This is a genomic window from Neobacillus sp. Fa239, from assembly GCF_055395235.1.
The window spans coordinates 3,701,464-3,716,688 of record NZ_AP041611.1 but is presented as its reverse complement, the minus strand read 5'-3'; the positions used below and the strand labels follow the sequence as shown (position 1 = coordinate 3,716,688).

The 15,225-nt window shown below is 40.0% G+C and carries 14 protein-coding genes and 2 other annotated features; of the genes, 13 read left to right on the top strand and 1 reads right to left on the bottom strand.

Annotated elements, in window-relative coordinates:
- The first annotated feature begins 12 nt into the window (after positions 1 to 12).
- A complete protein-coding gene (locus tag ACZ5XR_RS18130; RefSeq protein ID WP_464497717.1) occupies positions 13 to 1,878 on the top strand; it encodes a PTS fructose transporter subunit IIABC in 1,866 nt (621 codons plus the stop codon).
- A 112-nt stretch (positions 1,879 to 1,990) separates the two neighbouring features.
- A complete protein-coding gene (locus tag ACZ5XR_RS18125; RefSeq protein ID WP_464497716.1) occupies positions 1,991 to 2,794 on the top strand; it encodes a DUF2935 domain-containing protein in 804 nt (267 codons plus the stop codon).
- A 54-nt stretch (positions 2,795 to 2,848) separates the two neighbouring features.
- On the opposite strand, the gene ACZ5XR_RS18120 is transcribed toward ACZ5XR_RS18125, so the two are convergent.
- Positions 2,849 to 4,135 carry an MFS transporter gene (locus ACZ5XR_RS18120; RefSeq protein WP_464497714.1) on the bottom strand — a complete coding sequence of 429 codons (1,287 nt, stop codon included), beginning with the start codon at positions 4,133 to 4,135 and terminating at the stop codon, positions 2,849 to 2,851.
- A gap of 184 nt (positions 4,136 to 4,319) precedes the next feature.
- Positions 4,320 to 4,567 (top strand) — a binding site (T-box leader).
- 38 nt (positions 4,568 to 4,605) lie between these two features.
- Positions 4,606 to 4,852 (top strand) — a binding site (T-box leader).
- A gap of 56 nt (positions 4,853 to 4,908) precedes the next feature.
- Here ACZ5XR_RS18120 and trpE point away from each other — a divergent pair.
- The 11 genes from trpE (at position 4,909) to ACZ5XR_RS18065 (ending at position 15,155) form a co-directional block, all read left to right on the top strand.
- Positions 4,909 to 6,297, top strand: a complete 1,389-nt coding sequence (gene trpE, locus ACZ5XR_RS18115; RefSeq protein ID WP_464497713.1) for an anthranilate synthase component I — start codon at positions 4,909 to 4,911, stop codon at positions 6,295 to 6,297.
- Complete coding sequence (locus tag ACZ5XR_RS18110; protein ID WP_464497712.1) at positions 6,294 to 6,905, top strand: anthranilate synthase component II; 612 nt, start codon at positions 6,294 to 6,296, stop codon at positions 6,903 to 6,905. Before trpE ends, ACZ5XR_RS18110 begins: the two co-directional genes overlap by 4 nt.
- The gene (trpD, locus tag ACZ5XR_RS18105; RefSeq protein ID WP_464502362.1) at positions 6,877 to 7,902 is read left to right on the top strand and encodes an anthranilate phosphoribosyltransferase; all 1,026 of its coding nucleotides are present in this window, start codon (positions 6,877 to 6,879) and stop codon (positions 7,900 to 7,902) included. Before ACZ5XR_RS18110 ends, trpD begins: the two co-directional genes overlap by 29 nt.
- Positions 7,903 to 8,703: an indole-3-glycerol phosphate synthase TrpC gene (trpC, locus tag ACZ5XR_RS18100; protein ID WP_464497710.1), complete on the top strand. Its 801-nt coding sequence runs from the start codon at positions 7,903 to 7,905 to the stop codon at positions 8,701 to 8,703.
- Positions 8,693 to 9,313, top strand: coding sequence for a phosphoribosylanthranilate isomerase (locus ACZ5XR_RS18095; protein WP_464497709.1), 621 nt, complete (start codon positions 8,693 to 8,695; stop codon positions 9,311 to 9,313). Before trpC ends, ACZ5XR_RS18095 begins: the two co-directional genes overlap by 11 nt.
- Position 9,314: 1 nt before the next feature.
- On the top strand, positions 9,315 to 10,514 hold the full coding sequence (gene trpB, locus ACZ5XR_RS18090; protein ID WP_464497708.1) for a tryptophan synthase subunit beta: 1,200 nt from the start codon (positions 9,315 to 9,317) through the stop codon (positions 10,512 to 10,514).
- Positions 10,515 to 10,517: 3 nt separating this feature from the next.
- The gene (gene trpA, locus ACZ5XR_RS18085; protein WP_464497707.1) at positions 10,518 to 11,303 is read left to right on the top strand and encodes a tryptophan synthase subunit alpha; all 786 of its coding nucleotides are present in this window, start codon (positions 10,518 to 10,520) and stop codon (positions 11,301 to 11,303) included.
- Positions 11,304 to 11,445: 142 nt separating this feature from the next.
- A complete protein-coding gene (gene mnmH, locus ACZ5XR_RS18080) occupies positions 11,446 to 12,525 on the top strand; it encodes a tRNA 2-selenouridine(34) synthase MnmH (RefSeq protein WP_464497706.1) in 1,080 nt (359 codons plus the stop codon).
- Between the two features lie 378 nt (positions 12,526 to 12,903).
- Positions 12,904 to 13,032 (top strand): hypothetical protein, encoded by a 129-nt coding sequence (locus tag ACZ5XR_RS18075; protein ID WP_464497705.1) that lies wholly within the window; start codon positions 12,904 to 12,906, stop codon positions 13,030 to 13,032.
- 39 nt (positions 13,033 to 13,071) lie between these two features.
- Positions 13,072 to 13,749 (top strand): response regulator transcription factor, encoded by a 678-nt coding sequence (locus ACZ5XR_RS18070; RefSeq protein ID WP_464497704.1) that lies wholly within the window; start codon positions 13,072 to 13,074, stop codon positions 13,747 to 13,749.
- A gap of 20 nt (positions 13,750 to 13,769) precedes the next feature.
- Positions 13,770 to 15,155, top strand: a complete 1,386-nt coding sequence (locus ACZ5XR_RS18065; RefSeq protein WP_464497703.1) for a HAMP domain-containing sensor histidine kinase — start codon at positions 13,770 to 13,772, stop codon at positions 15,153 to 15,155.
- The last annotated feature ends 70 nt before the right edge of the window (positions 15,156 to 15,225 follow it).

Sequence of the window (15,225 nt, the reverse complement as noted above, 5' to 3'; positions counted from 1 at the left end):
GAGGAGAAAGGCATGAAAATTACTGAACTTCTAACCAAGAAGACAATTGTATTAAATATTGAGGGGAAACAGAAGGAAGAGGCCATCGATCAGCTTGTCGATTGTCTGTTTAAGGCAGATAAAATCTCAGACAAGCAGGAATTTAAAGCGGCCATTTTAAAACGGGAAGACCAAAGCACAACCGGAATCGGGGATGGAATCGCGATTCCCCACGCAAAAGTGAAAGCGGTTAAGGAAGCAGCAATTGCCTTTGGGAAATCGATTTCCGGTGTGGATTACCAATCATTAGATGGAGCGCCAGCACATTTATTCTTTATGATTGCCGCACCAGAAGGAGCGAACAACACCCATTTAGAAGCGTTAGCACGTCTATCTGGACTATTGATGAAGCAGGAAGTCCGTGAAAAGCTGTTAAAGGCAAACACAGCTGATGAAATAATAAAGGTTATCAATCAATATGACCAGGAAGAAGAACAAGTTCAGGATGTTTCTGATAAAAAGAACGCAATCGTAGCGGTTACGGGCTGCCCGACAGGAATCGCCCATACTTATATGGCGGCCGACTCCCTTAAAGCCAAAGCGGCTGAAATGGGTGTGGATATTAAGGTTGAAACAAACGGTTCCGGCGGGGCAAAAAATGTTCTTACAGATGCAGAGATTGAAAACGCAGTAGCAGTGATTATTGCGGCAGATATCAATGTTGAAATGGAAAGATTTAAAGGTAAGCATGTCATTCAAGCAGCGGTAGCCGATGGAATTCGCAAGCCGCAAAACTTAATTGAACGGGCATTAAAACAGGATGCACCTGTTTATGCAGGGAATGGCAACCAAAGTAAAAATGATGGAGATTCAAAAGGCAGATCAGGTTTCTATAAACACTTAATGAATGGTGTTTCCAATATGCTTCCGTTTGTAGTCGGAGGCGGGATCCTAATTGCGATTTGCTTTATGTTCGGTTACAACTCCTTTAAACCAGGAGACCCAACCTATAATAAGATTGCTGAAGCATTGATGACAATTGGCGGCGGAAATGCCTTTGGTTTAATTGTACCAGTCCTTGCCGGATTTATCGCACTAAGCATCGCAGACCGTCCAGGATTTGCACCGGGAATGGTTGGCGGTATGATGGCCGCAAGCAGTGGCGCAGGTTTCCTAGGAGGGATGGTTGCCGGTTTTCTTGCAGGTTATGTGGTCGTTCTGTTGAAGAAAGTATTTGCCGGCCTTCCACAGTCATTGGAAGGAATTAAAAGTATTTTATTATATCCGCTTTTTGGAATCGGAATTACTGGATTTATCATGATGTTTGCCATTGATCAGCCAGTAACCTGGTTAAACAAAGAAATCACCCATTTGTTATCAGGACTTGGTGCAGGAAATGCCATTCTTTTGGGAATTATCTTGGGTCTAATGATGGCTTTTGATATGGGTGGACCAATTAATAAAGCTGCATATGTTTTTGGAACTGGTTTACTTGCTAGTGGCGTATATGGGCCGATGGCCGCAATTATGGCAGCCGGTATGGTGCCGCCGCTAGGAATTGCCATTGCCACTACTTTATTCAAGAACAAATTTAACAAGCAGGAGCGAGATGCCGGAAAAGCCTGCTATATCATGGGACTTTCGTTTATTACGGAAGGAGCCATTCCATTTGCAGCTGCAGACCCATTCAGGGTGATTCCAGCTAACATGATTGGTGCAGCAGTTGCAGGTGCATTAACGATGGCTTTTCACATCGGATTAAGAGCTCCACATGGCGGGATATTCGTTGTATTTTTAGTGCAGCATGGTGCTGTTCAGTATGCGTTATCAATTTTAATCGGGGCAGTGGTTTCTGCTTTATTGATCGGATTCTTAAAAAAACCAGTGAAAACAATATAATTTATATGAGCCGGTAAACTCTGTTTACCGGCTTTAAATTTCCATACATATAAAGAAAAAGCTTGGAATAACATTTTAAGTGGTAATTGTAATTTCATTAGGGGGAGATGGGATGAACGATGTGTTTGAGAAAACAGCAAGGTTCGAGCATCGATTCTGGCTGCAAATTTTAGGTGATCATTCCCGGTTTATCCATGCTGCATTAGCACCAGTTGAAAAAAGCGAGATTCAAATTGCAGCTGATTTTATAAAACGATTTGATGCACTGCTTGATAGGTCAAAATCAGGGGAAATCATTCAACTTTCCATGGATGCGGAAGCAGAGACACTAAAGCTTCGGGAATTCAAATTTACGTTAATAAAACGACATTTAGTTGGAAAAATAAAAATTCATTTATCAGCGACATTCCTGGGTCACATGGTCAATGAATTAGAAGAATATTTACGGATTTTAAAGCATCTTAACGCAAAGGAAATTCCACCGGTCTATCATGAACTCCATCATCATTTAGTTTGGGTATTAGATGCTGCCGGGCATGCAGATGCCATATCCACTAATTTAGATAGTGTTGAAAAAAGATTAAGAGAAAAGAGCGATCGTTTTATAAAGCATTTTGAAGACTTTTATTTAAAAGCGGTTGAATTGGCAGGATTCTTAAGGACGCAGTTAACTGCTTTTCCAGCCTTGGAGAAATATAATTCGGATGTGAAATTGGAAATTAAACTTTTTCAAAATTTTCTTCATGAAATTGAAGAGCTGGAGTTAAGTGCCCAGGCATTAGGAACTTTTTCCCCCTTAATGGCCGACCATATGACTCGTGAGGAATGTTATTTTTTGATGAAGCTGGCTGAGTCAACAAAAGGTGAAAGCCCAAACTGCGATCCCACAAAGCCGCGTTTGAATGAGAATCTATAACCCTAAAGAAGAGGCTGACCCAAAACTAGGGGACAGCCTCTTTCTTTCGTTAAGTTAATGCTGGCTTTTTTTATCGGGTTTAATGGCCATCAAAGCGACACAGGCTGCCACGATACTAAGGCTGCTCAGCAAAATAAATATCCAATGGTTGGATTGTTTCATAAGTACTGCAATCAAGGGGGGACCCGCTGCTACCCCGATAAATCTCATGGAACTGTAGATAGAGGTAATGGTTCCCCGCTCTTTCTTCTCAATTCCTTCCGTGATGAGTGCATCCAGACATGGAAGACCGGCTCCGATTCCGACACCGCTAATTAAAAACATGCTAATCATAAACCAGAGCTTTATGGAAAACCAAAGGGCCGCGATCGAAAGGGCAGCAGCGACGATACCGCCAAACGTTAACCATTTCATCAAAATTTTATTTTTCTTAATAATCTTACCCGATATAAAAGAGGACAAACAGAGTGCCCCGAGTGGCAGGGCTAAGAAAAACCCTTTTTTCAAATCGTGAATTCCGTATTCTTTCTCAAAAATTTCCGAAAGGTAAAACAAGATCCCAAACAGAATGAGCATCAGGATACCGCCAATAAAAAAAATAGCATAAAGCCATTTCCCTTGTTGGGTAAAAATTTTCTTTACGTTTTTGAAGAATTGTTTAAATGGTATCGGCTTTTCGGAAGTTTTTGGACATTTCACTAAAAAAATCATTAAAACGACTGAAAGGAGACAAAATACTGGAAATGAAAAAAAGGGTAAAAACCATAAAAAGCCGGCTAGAAATGCTCCTAAAATGGGACTTAACACCTTCCCAAAGGTATTGGATGTTTCAATTAATCCAAGGCAGCTGCTAACATCGTCATCATTTTTAAACATATCTCCGACTAATGGCATGACAATTGGGGCAGCACCAGCTGCTCCAACACCCTGAAGGGACCTCCCGACCAATATCAGCCAATAGGCATGATCCATTTTCCAAGCCGCAAACCCTGAGATAAGCCCGCCGATGCCGGCGATAATCAGGCTCGGGATAATGACCTTTTTCCTCCCAATATGATCTGATAAGTATCCTGCGATCGGTATTAAAAAAATAGCAACAATCGAATAAACTGTAATAACCATACTTGTTTGAAAAGAGGAAATCGATAATTTTTTTTCCATCGAAGGTAAAACTGGGATTAACATGGAATTCCCTAATGTCATGACTAAAGGTATGGATGAAAGCGACAGTATGGCCCACTTTTGCTTGGACACTTCATTAGATTTTTTTTGCTGCCCAGAAACAGAGGTTTTATTTTTAGCTCCTCTTGGATTGGAGCAGAGCTGATCAATATAATCCATTTAGCTTCAATCCCGCCTTCATGATTTGCTACTGTTAATATAAGCTATTTCGTGTGAAAATACTTAGTGAGTCAAAATCCTTTTATTGGAAAAATGAAAGGGTGTATTCATTTCAAAAATAATCAAATTTAATGATTGACATTTAGAGCAGAAGTGATTATGATAAATATCAATAAACATGAATGATATGGCGTTGATGAAGAGTAGTAGCTATTGCGAATTCTTTAGAGAGCTGATGGTAGGTGCAAATCAGTGAAAGCGTAATTGTGAATGGACTTCAGAGCTCCAAACCGAACCTTTGTTAAGGTGTAGGCTTTGGCGAAAATCTCATCGTTACAAGAGACAGATATTCAAGCTAATTGCTTCGATATCGGTAAAGTGAGCTAATTTTTTAGCTAATGAAGGTGGCACCACGGGTCTTCCGTCCTTTTTGGATGGGGGCCCTTTTTGTATTTTTTTAACTAAATAATGAAAAATTGTTGAGCAAGAGGAGTACCATATTTGATTCTTTTCAGAGAGCCGGGGCAGGTGAAAGCCGGTAAGAATGGGTATGTGGAATGGACTTGCGAGAGGCGGCCCGAACATTAAAGTAGGGCAGCACGGAGTTCCACCGTTAAAAGGATAGGATATCGGCCATGGCCTGTATCTGAAAGAGGAAGCAGAGGTTTACCTGCTTCAAACGGAGGTGGCACCACGGTTATAAGAATCGTCCTCTATATGCATATCTTGTTATGCATATAGAGGACGATTTTTTATTTGGGAGGAATTTAAAAATGATTGTAAAAAATGGATGCATTTTAAAAGAATTAACAGGTGACATACTTACCCCTATTTCCATTCTGCAAAAGATTACCGGCCGCAAAAAGTTTTTGTTGGAAAGCTCGCTGAAATATCATGATTCGGGGAGATATTCGTTTATCGGAGCCGATCCCGCTTTTGAATTGATTTCCAGAGGGAATGAAAACCAAATCATTACCCGAAACGGTCAGGAAAAAAAGATTATCGCGAATCCGCTTGAATTAATAAAAAGCCTACTGCCGGTCAGAAAAACTTTAGACGTGCCATTTCCATTTCAATCAGGCGCCATTGGGTATGTTGGCTATGATATTATTCGTCAATTCGAGGAAATTGGCTGCGAATTTGAAAATGGTTTGAATATGCCGGATGTTCATTTAATGTTTTTTGAAGAAATCATTGTTTTTGATCATCAAGAGGAGAAGGTTTTCATTTGCGGCATGCCTCTTTTAGAAGAAACGACAGAAGCACTGCTCGAAAAAAGAGTATTACAGAGAGAAATGGAAATAAAAAAGCCAGATGTTTACATGGAGGATGAACCGTTTCATTTTAGCGGCTTTAAACCGGAAATAACAAAGGAAACCTTTATGAAAAATGTTGAAGTGGCGAAAGAACACATCATGAAAGGGGATATTTTCCAAGTGGTTCTTTCACAAAGGATGAAATCCTCCTTCCAAGGAAAACCATTATCTCTTTATCGAAGGCATCGAGCCCACAACCCGACACCGTATATGTTTTATATTGAATTCGATCAATATACCGTTATTGGTTCATCCCCGGAAAGCTTGATTAAGACAAGGGGAAAGAAGGTTTTTGCCAATCCGATTGCCGGAACAAAAAGAAGGGGCTTGAATCCTCAAATGGATCAACAGCTCGCGGAAGATCTTCTAAGTGATGAAAAGGAATTGGCAGAGCATAAAATGCTTGTCGACCTTGGGAGAAATGATTTAGGCAGGGTTTGTCAGTTTGGGACTGTTCAGGTTGAAAAGTTTATGGAGATTGAAAAATACCGGTATGTTATGCATCTGGTATCGGAGGTAAGCGGGGAGCTTAGAGAAGGTCAAACAAGCCTTGATGCCCTTGCCGCCTGCCTTCCAGCTGGTACAGTTTCAGGAGCACCTAAAATCAGGGCGATGGAAATTATCAATCAATTGGAGAAATCCAAGCGTGGTCTTTATTCCGGGGCAATTGGATATTTATCGGCAAATGGAAATCTCGATTTTGCCCTAGCCATCCGCACAATGATTTTAAAGGAAGATACAGCTTATATTCAAGCAGGTGCGGGAATCGTATACGATTCCAATCCGGAGTCTGAATATGAAGAAACAATCAATAAATTAAAAGCATTTTTGGAGGGCGGACGATGATTTTATTGATCGATAATTTTGATTCCTTTACCTTTAATCTTTACCAATATTTGGGTGAATTAGGAGAAGAGGTTAAGGTTTACCGGAACAATCAACTTTCCATTGAAGAAATCAAGGCTTTGAATCCAAAAGCAATCATCCTGTCACCGGGACCGGGCGCTCCAAAGGATGCAGGTATTTGCATTGAAGTTATTCAGTCCTTTTTTCGTAAAATTCCTATCCTTGGAATTTGTTTAGGTCATCAGGCCATAGGAGCTGCTTTTGGAAGCGAAATTAAAAGAGCCGCCACCATTAAGCATGGTAAGACATCTCAAATCAATCATGATGGAAAGGGGCTTTTTCAATATTTACCATCTCCTTTGGAAGTAATGCGCTATCATTCCCTAACCATTGATAAGAGGAATCTTTCTCCTGAAATCGAACCTGTTGCTTTTTCGATGGATGATCAGGAAGTGATGGCGATTAAACATCGGGATTATCCAACTTACGGGCTGCAGTTTCACCCTGAATCAATTGGAACGCCCGTTGGGAAACAATTGCTTAAAAATTTTTTACTTGAGATAGAAGGGAAGCGGAATGATGAAGAATTATTTACTCCAATTAGCTGAGAAGAAATCCTTCACAGAATATGAGATGAAAGAAGCTGTGGGTGCTATTTTAGGTGATGAAGTGTCAGAAAGTGAAATTGCCGCCTTCTTAATGGGGTTAAAATCAAAAGGGGAAACCGTGGAGGAAATTGTCGGTATTGTTCAAGCCTTGAAGGGAAATACGTTAAAGTTTACCAATAAATTTCCGAATGTTCTGGATAATTGCGGAACTGGAGGAGATGGATCTTCCAGTTTTAACGTCAGCACCACATCCGCTTTTGTCATCGCCGGAGCAGGAATCCCTGTTGCCAAACATGGCAACAGATCGATTTCCAGTAAAACGGGCAGTGCTGATGTACTGGAATACTTGGGGATTAATTTAAATTTATCTGCTGAGAGAATTGAAGAAATTCTTCAAGAAATCGGGATCGCATTTCTATATGCTCCCCATGTACACCCAAAACTAAAAAAAGTAACAATGGTGCGAAAGCAGCTTAAAATACCAACCATTTTCAATTTTATTGGTCCATTAACTAACCCAATCGACTTGGATTATCAATTGCTTGGCGTATATCGCAGAGACCTGTTGAACGTATTTGCCGAGGTTCTACATCGACTTGGGAGAAAACGGGCAACAGTGCTAAATGGTGCCGGATTTATGGATGAAGCCTCTCTGCAGGGTGAGAATCATTTAACAATCTTGGACGATGGTGAAATTTGTCAATACACCATTCTCCCTGAAGAAATGGGCCTGCCGCAATATGACAACAGCTTTATTAAGGGCGGAGATTCGCGTGAAAATGCGGATATCCTTCTAAAAGTTCTGCAGGGCGAGCGAGGGGCTTATCGTGATACGGTTTTATTAAACGCAGGAATCGGTATTTTTACTGCAGGTAAAACAGAATCGATTAAAAGCGGAATCAAAATGGCAAAAGAAATCATTGATAGTGGAGCAGCTTATGAAAAGCTTCGATTATTAAAAGAAAAAACACGAATTGGACAAAGAGAGGCGATTTAGATGGGGACCATCTTAGACCGAATAATCGAGCAGAAAAAGAAAGAGGTTCTTTTATTAATAAATAATGGGCCATTCAGAGACCGGCAGGTAAAAGGTGAAAAAAGGTCACTGATAAAGAAATTGGAGGAGGCAAAGGAATTGGCGATTATTGCCGAGTTCAAACGGGCCTCACCTTCAAAAGGAAAAATCAATGAAGATGCCGATCCTGCCGAACAGGCACGCTTATATGAAAAGTTTGGCGCTTCGGCCATTTCTGTTTTAACAGATGAAACCTTTTTTAATGGCGCGTTTTCCGATTTAAAAGCGGTTAGGGAAGCCGTTAATCTGCCGATACTTTGTAAAGATTTTATTATTGATCCAATCCAAATCGATCATGCGAGTAGAAATGGTGCAGACCTGATTTTGCTAATCGCTGCCGCTTTGGATGAAAATTCATTAATTAAGCTTTATCAATATGCTGAAAGCTTGGGTTTAGAGGTCCTTGTAGAGGTTCATAACCATATCGAATTAGAAAGGGCCCTTAAAACGAATGCAAAATTAATCGGTATTAATAACCGTGATTTGAAAACATTTACTGTAACGCTTGAAATTACGGAAGCATTGGCCACACATGTTAAGAAAAAGGGAGTTTATCTCATTAGCGAAAGCGGGATTCATCATGTGGAAGATGCCAAGAGGGTGGCAAAGGCAGGTGCAAACGGAATATTGGTGGGAGAGGCCTTTATGAAAAGCTCGGATCTTACCCAAACATTTTTAGACTTATGCCAACCGCTTGCTGGGGGCGGAAAATATGAAGGTTAAAATTTGTGGAATAACAGATGTTGATACCGGGCTATCTGCAGTTCAATCCGGCGCCGATGCCATTGGATTCGTATTTGCCGAGAGCAAGCGCAAAGTCCCATTATCGGTAGCCAAAGAAATTGTGGCAAACCTTCCCAAAGAAGTTTTCAAGGTAGGAGTGTTCGTCAATGAAACAAAAGAGGAAATGGAAAGGATCGCTTCCTGTGTCGGCCTAACTCACATTCAGCTGCATGGGGATGAGAAAGCTTCTCTATGTGAATCCCTTTCATTACCTGTCATTAAAGCATTGAGTATCAGTGACCACGAGAGTCTTAAAGAAATAAACCAATTCAATTGTGAATATTTGTTGCTTGACGGACCAAAAGGAAAATACAGAGGCGGTAATGGAACGGCATTTGATTGGAAAACAATCGACCCGCAGGTTTTTGCTGGGAAAAAAATAATCCTTGCCGGGGGCTTACATGAAGGAAACGTGATGGAGGCGATTTCATTCATAAATCCTTACATGGTGGATGTCAGCAGCGGCGTTGAAACAGTGGGTAAGAAGGACCTGAAGAAAATTAAATCTTTTATTGAAAAGGCAAAAGGAAGCCTGACGGGGAGGAAATAAAATGAAACCATATACGTTGCCGAATGAAAGAGGTCATTTTGGAATATTTGGCGGGAGATTTGTTCCGGAAACATTGATGAAAGCAGTAATGGAGCTGAATCAAGCTTACGAGTTGGCCAAAATTGATCCGGAATTTCAAAGCGAGATTTCTAGATTACTAAAAGAATATGTTGGCAGGGAAACACCGCTGTACTTTGCGGAAAATCTCACAAATTATGCCGGCGGCGCAAAGATCTATTTGAAAAGGGAGGATCTTAATCATACTGGTGCCCACAAAATCAATAACGCTATTGGTCAGGCACTGCTTGCGGTCAGGATGGGAAAAAGAAAGATCGTGGCCGAAACGGGCGCCGGGCAGCATGGAGTAGCAACAGCAACCGTGTGTGCCTTGTTAAATCTTGATTGCATTATTTTTATGGGAGAAGAAGATATCAAACGACAAGCCTTGAATGTATTTAGAATGGAGCTTCTAGGTGCGAAGGTCGTAAGTGTTACCTCCGGCAGTGCAACATTAAAGGATGCCGTAAATGAAGCATTACGATATTGGGTTGCAAATGTCGATGACACTCATTATCTATTAGGTTCGGTGATGGGGCCGCATCCTTTTCCGGTCATGGTAAGAGATTTTCAAAGCGTGATTGGCAAGGAAACGAAACAGCAATTTCGCCAAATGAATGGAAAGCTGCCTGAAGCAGTGGTTGCCTGCATTGGCGGGGGCAGCAATGCCATGGGGATGTTTCATCCTTTTATTGAAGAAGAAGAGGTTCAATTATTTGGTGTTGAAGCAGCCGGTCAAGGAATTGGAACGGGTTTCCATGCTGCCTCTTTAACTGAAGGCAAACCCGGTGTTTTACATGGGGCATTAATGTATCTCCTACAGGATCAAAATGGGCAGGTTCAAGAAGCCCACTCGATTTCTGCAGGACTTGATTATCCGGGTGTTGGGCCGGAGCATAGTTATTTGAAGGATAGCGGACGAGCACAATATACCTCTATTACAGACAAAGAGGCACTTGATGCATTTCAGCTTCTATCCAGACTCGAAGGCATCATTCCTGCTCTTGAGAGTGCTCATGCTGTAGCGTTTGCTGTAAAACTGGCAGCGGAAATGAAGGAAAGCGAACATATTGTGGTGTGCCTGTCAGGACGCGGTGACAAAGATGTTGATGCAGTTAAAGCCAGGTTGGAAGGGGAGAAATAAAAGATGAACCGTATTGAACGAGCATTTAACGAATTGAAAAAATCAAATAAAAAAGCGATTGTTCCCTATATTATGGCCGGGGATGGGGGACTTAAATGCCTGACTGATCGGCTTAGGACATTAGAACAGTTTGGAGCCACAGCCATTGAAGTGGGAGTTCCATTTTCCGATCCAGTGGCGGATGGCCCTACCATTCAAAAAGCAGGTTTAAGAGCACTCTCCAACAATACTACATTAAAAGAAATCATCACTGAGCTTACCATTGCAAGAGAGGCAATTTCTGTTCCGATTCTATTAATGACTTACTTAAATCCTGTTTATGCCTATGGGATTGCCAATTTTGTTGCTGACATTAAAGAGGCGGGAATTGCCGGCTGCATTATTCCGGACCTGCCAGTTGAGGAAGAGGAAATCATAGCGCCACTTCTAGAAAAAGCAGAAATTGAATTAATCCGGCTTGTTACGATGACAACACCGGTTGAGCGAATAAAAAAGATATCGGGGATGGGAAGAGGCTTCTTATATACGGTTACAGTAAAAGGAATTACTGGTACAAGATCTGAGTACGATCAAAATCTTACCCATTTTTTAAAAAGTGTAAAAGACATAAGCCCAATTCCGGTATTAGCTGGATTTGGAATTTCAAATGAACGGCAAATGAAAGAATTATCTTCCTATTGTGATGGGGTTATCGTTGGAAGTAAAATTGTTGATTTGTTTAGGGAAAATGATTTGAATGGATTAAAAAAATTAATCGGCAGTTTATCACCTGAACACAATCTCTTATAAGGTCGCAAGCCTTGCCTGCTTTGATTATCTTTTATATAATAGGTCTATACTCGTATTAGTAAAGCATCCAAAACTTCCGGTTCCGGAAGTTTTGTTTATTTTTATTGTTATAAACGTTTTAAAATACAAGGAGCGTATTTATATGAAGGAAATGACAGTTGAAGAGCTCATCAATATTAAAAACCCAATCATCATTGATATACGATCTCCAATTGAATTTAAGGATGGTGCCATTCCTGGTGCCATTAATATTCCGTTATTTTCAGATGAAGAGCGGGCAGAAGTCGGGACCATTTATAAACATGCCGGGCAGGCTGATGCTAAATGGCGCGCAATGGAATTGGTTTCACCTAAAATACCGGAACTCTTAAGAAACATAAAGGAGCTTGCGTCTCCCGATCGTGAAATAATTATCCATTGCTGGCGCGGAGGGTCACGGAGTCATGCTGTTGTAACCTTCTTGGAATTCGCCGGCATCTATGCTTGGAAATTGATTGGCGGTTACAAGGCGTATCGATCCTATATTCTTAAACATATCCCTACAATGTTTCCTGATAAGGCGATTGTTTTACACGGGCTAACGGGTGTAGGGAAGACAGAAATCTTAAAGGATCTAAAGGAAATGGGATATCCAGTTCTTGACCTTGAGGGCATGGCAGGACATCGAGGCTCGATTTTTGGTACGATTGGCCTTGGTGAAGGTCATAATCAAAAGACCTTTGATTCACTGCTTTTTAAAGGCCTTCAGGAAATTCAAGGATTCCCGTATTTCTTGATTGAAGCGGAAAGCAAACGGATTGGAAAAGCAGTTCAGCCTGAGGAGTTAATGGATAAAAAGCTAAATGGCATCAATATTTATATCCATACTCCAATGGAGCAGCGAGTAGCCCATCTTATCAATGAATATGTGACACCTTATGAAAACGAATCTTGGTATTTTGATAAGATTAACGATGGTTTAACAAAAGTGCTCAGAAGGATTAGTAATGGAGACATCAAAAAAAGATTGCTTGAAACAATAGAGAGTCGGAAGTATCCGGACATGATCGGCATTTTGCTAGAACATTATTATGACCCGCGGTACGATCACAAACGATATGAATATGAAGGCGATTTTATTGATTTACCGGCTGAAAATCCAAAAGAAGCAGTGGAAAAAATAGTGAATCATTTAGAATGTTTATCAATTGTAAGCAAAAGGAAAGTCGAACAGCATTTCTAATCAAATTTTAATGTTTTTTTCATCTTTTTTTCTATTTTTCGTTATAAGATGTGGTTGTATGGAAATGAATTAGGGAACCAATCATTCAAGAACGGTGAATATGATTACATTTTGCTTAAGTTCATTTTAATGCTGCTTAAAATTAGCTTAACCAAAATGAGGGTTTCCGATTAAAAAACACATGCTTTTCGAAGCATGTGTTTTTTATTGACTACTCTTACCAAATTATTAGAAAATTTTCATTTGCTTTTCATATTCATTTAAGGTTAACGAATTACAATGTGGTTACTGTTCACCTAGAAAACAAAGAAATCAAATCAATCCATTCCATCTAGAAATCGAACTATTGCAAAAAAACGGTTTAAGGAGGAATGACTCATGCTTTTAGGGAGAATTGTAATCATCGCTCTTTTCTCATTAAGTGCACTATCCATTTTTTCCTATCAATCCATTGAGATTGTTCATGCCATCATGAATTTAATTCATGACAAACATCAGTTAAAATAAAGTTAATGATGTTAATAAAAAATTGCGAGTGTGGAATAAATGCCTAGACTTTTAATCATTGAAGATGAAAAGAATTTAGCCAGGTTTCTTGAATTAGAATTAAAGTATGAGGGGTATGAAACCAAGGTTTACGCTGATGGAAGAACTGGTTTGCATGCCGCTATGAATGAAAATTGGGATGCGATTCTTCTCGATCTCATGCTGCCGGAATTGAACGGCATGGAGGTGTGCAGAAGAATCAGACAAACCAATAAAACGATTCCTGTTATTATGATTACCGCAAGGGATAGTGTGCTTGACCGTGTCTCAGGGCTTGATAGCGGGGCAGATGATTATCTAATAAAGCCTTTTGCGATTGAAGAATTATTAGCAAGATTAAGATCCTTGATGAGAAGGGTTGAGGCATTAGCAACGCATGATATAACCACGATGACTTTTAAGGATCTTTCCGTTGAATTAGAATCATGTGTCGTTAAAAAAGGTGAAAAAATCATCGGACTAACAAAACGTGAATATGATTTATTGGTTATTTTTATGAGCAATATTAATATTGTTTTATCACGGGAAGTTCTCCTAAATAAAGTTTGGGGATATAATACTGGCGTTGAAACCAATGTGGTGGATGTATACGTACGCTATTTAAGAAACAAATTAGATGAACCGAACGCTGTTAGTTATATTCACACCGTTCGCGGTACGGGATATGTGATGAGATGATTAATAGGATACAACAAACAATGAATAGACTGCCATGGCAGACGAAACTGGTTATGAGTGGGTCTGCTGCGATTTTTTTTACTTTCTTTATTTTCAGCTTTTTAGAATATCATACTGTTGCAAACTGGATGCTGAATCGTGAGGAAATAGCCGCAAATCGGACATTAACTGATATCGGTACCTATTTTAAAGAAAAATCAGGTACTCTAACAATCGGGGAAATCAAAAATAGTAAAGAATTTTTAAGGAAAATGAATGATAAAGATCAACTAATACGTGTATACGACCAAAAAGGAAATGTGGTTGTATCAGATAAAAATGGGGAATTCACGGTCTTAGAGCCAACACCTGTAAATTCACGGTCCACTGAGAAAGTATCTGTGGAAGGAAAAGAAGCAATTGTCGCAAGATTGCCTTTAAAGGGAAAACATTTTGACGGAACGCTGGAGGTTTTCAGACAATTAAATAATTATGTTAAGATGATGGACCGCTTTTTTTGGGTAATGACGGTATTTGGTATTGCCGCGATCCTTTTCAGTGCATTAAGCGGCTTAATCCTTGCAAAGCAGCTGTTAGCGCCGGTTAGGGATTTGTCAATGGCCATGAAAAAAATAAAAGAAAACGGGTTCCAGGGAAGAATGGAAGTATATCGTCATAAGGACGAATTAACAGACCTCATTAACCTATTTAATGAAATGATGGATGAAATTGAAAAGTCCTTTTTGAAACAAAAACAATTTGTTGAGGATGCCTCACATGAATTAAGGACTCCGGTCTCCATTCTCGAGGGCCATCTTTCATTATTGCAGCGCTGGGGGAAAAAGGATCCTGCGATTTTGGAGGAATCCTTAGATGCCTCATTACAGGAGGTTTCCCGATTAAAAAAGCTGATTATTGATTTGCTTGAACTGACGAGAGCGGAGAATTCCAGAACATTAGGAGGAGAAAAAGCTCTGGTCCCCAGGGTTTTACAGCAGCTTGTAAAAAATCTGGAAATCATTCACCCTGATTTTCTTTTTTCTTTGGAAATCAATGAACCTATACCCAAAATCGCGATGTCTGAACAACATCTGCAGCAAATCATGATTATTCTCTTAGATAATTCCATTAAATATTCCAAAGAAAATAAGACAATCAAAATCTCCGTTTTAAAACAGGATTCTGATATTGTCATAACGGTCATTGATTACGGAATAGGAATACCTTCTGAACATGTTTCGAATGTTTTTAATCGTTTTTATCGAATTGATAAAGCCCGCAGCCGTGAAAGAGGAGGAACGGGACTTGGTTTATCCATTGCTAAAAAATTAATTGAAAAGAATAATGGGAAAATTTTGATCGAAAGTGCAGAGGGAATCGGTACCAAAGTAATCGTCCACCTTCCCCTTTCGAAAGAAAAAATGTAGTACTCTTTTTATTCATAACATTTTAGGGCCGAAAAAATTCGGCCCGTTTTTTTGTATAGAATTTGGTAAT

Excerpts from the sequence above, each read along its gene's own strand:
- ACZ5XR_RS18130 (WP_464497717.1), top strand. The coding sequence starts at position 13 with ATGAAAATTACTGAACTTCTAACCAAGAAGACAATTGTATTAAATATT.
- ACZ5XR_RS18125 (WP_464497716.1), top strand. The coding sequence starts at position 1,991 with ATGAACGATGTGTTTGAGAAAACAGCAAGGTTCGAGCATCGATTCTGG.
- ACZ5XR_RS18120 (WP_464497714.1), bottom strand. The coding sequence starts at position 4,135 with ATGGATTATATTGATCAGCTCTGCTCCAATCCAAGAGGAGCTAAAAAT.
- trpE (WP_464497713.1), top strand. The coding sequence starts at position 4,909 with ATGATTGTAAAAAATGGATGCATTTTAAAAGAATTAACAGGTGACATA.
- ACZ5XR_RS18110 (WP_464497712.1), top strand. The coding sequence starts at position 6,294 with ATGATTTTATTGATCGATAATTTTGATTCCTTTACCTTTAATCTTTAC.
- trpD (WP_464502362.1), top strand. The coding sequence starts at position 6,877 with ATGAAGAATTATTTACTCCAATTAGCTGAGAAGAAATCCTTCACAGAA.
- trpC (WP_464497710.1), top strand. The coding sequence starts at position 7,903 with ATGGGGACCATCTTAGACCGAATAATCGAGCAGAAAAAGAAAGAGGTT.
- ACZ5XR_RS18095 (WP_464497709.1), top strand. The coding sequence starts at position 8,693 with ATGAAGGTTAAAATTTGTGGAATAACAGATGTTGATACCGGGCTATCT.
- trpB (WP_464497708.1), top strand. The coding sequence starts at position 9,315 with ATGAAACCATATACGTTGCCGAATGAAAGAGGTCATTTTGGAATATTT.
- trpA (WP_464497707.1), top strand. The coding sequence starts at position 10,518 with ATGAACCGTATTGAACGAGCATTTAACGAATTGAAAAAATCAAATAAA.
- mnmH (WP_464497706.1), top strand. The coding sequence starts at position 11,446 with ATGAAGGAAATGACAGTTGAAGAGCTCATCAATATTAAAAACCCAATC.
- ACZ5XR_RS18075 (WP_464497705.1), top strand. The coding sequence starts at position 12,904 with ATGCTTTTAGGGAGAATTGTAATCATCGCTCTTTTCTCATTAAGTGCA.
- ACZ5XR_RS18070 (WP_464497704.1), top strand. The coding sequence starts at position 13,072 with ATGCCTAGACTTTTAATCATTGAAGATGAAAAGAATTTAGCCAGGTTT.
- ACZ5XR_RS18065 (WP_464497703.1), top strand. The coding sequence starts at position 13,770 with ATGAATAGACTGCCATGGCAGACGAAACTGGTTATGAGTGGGTCTGCT.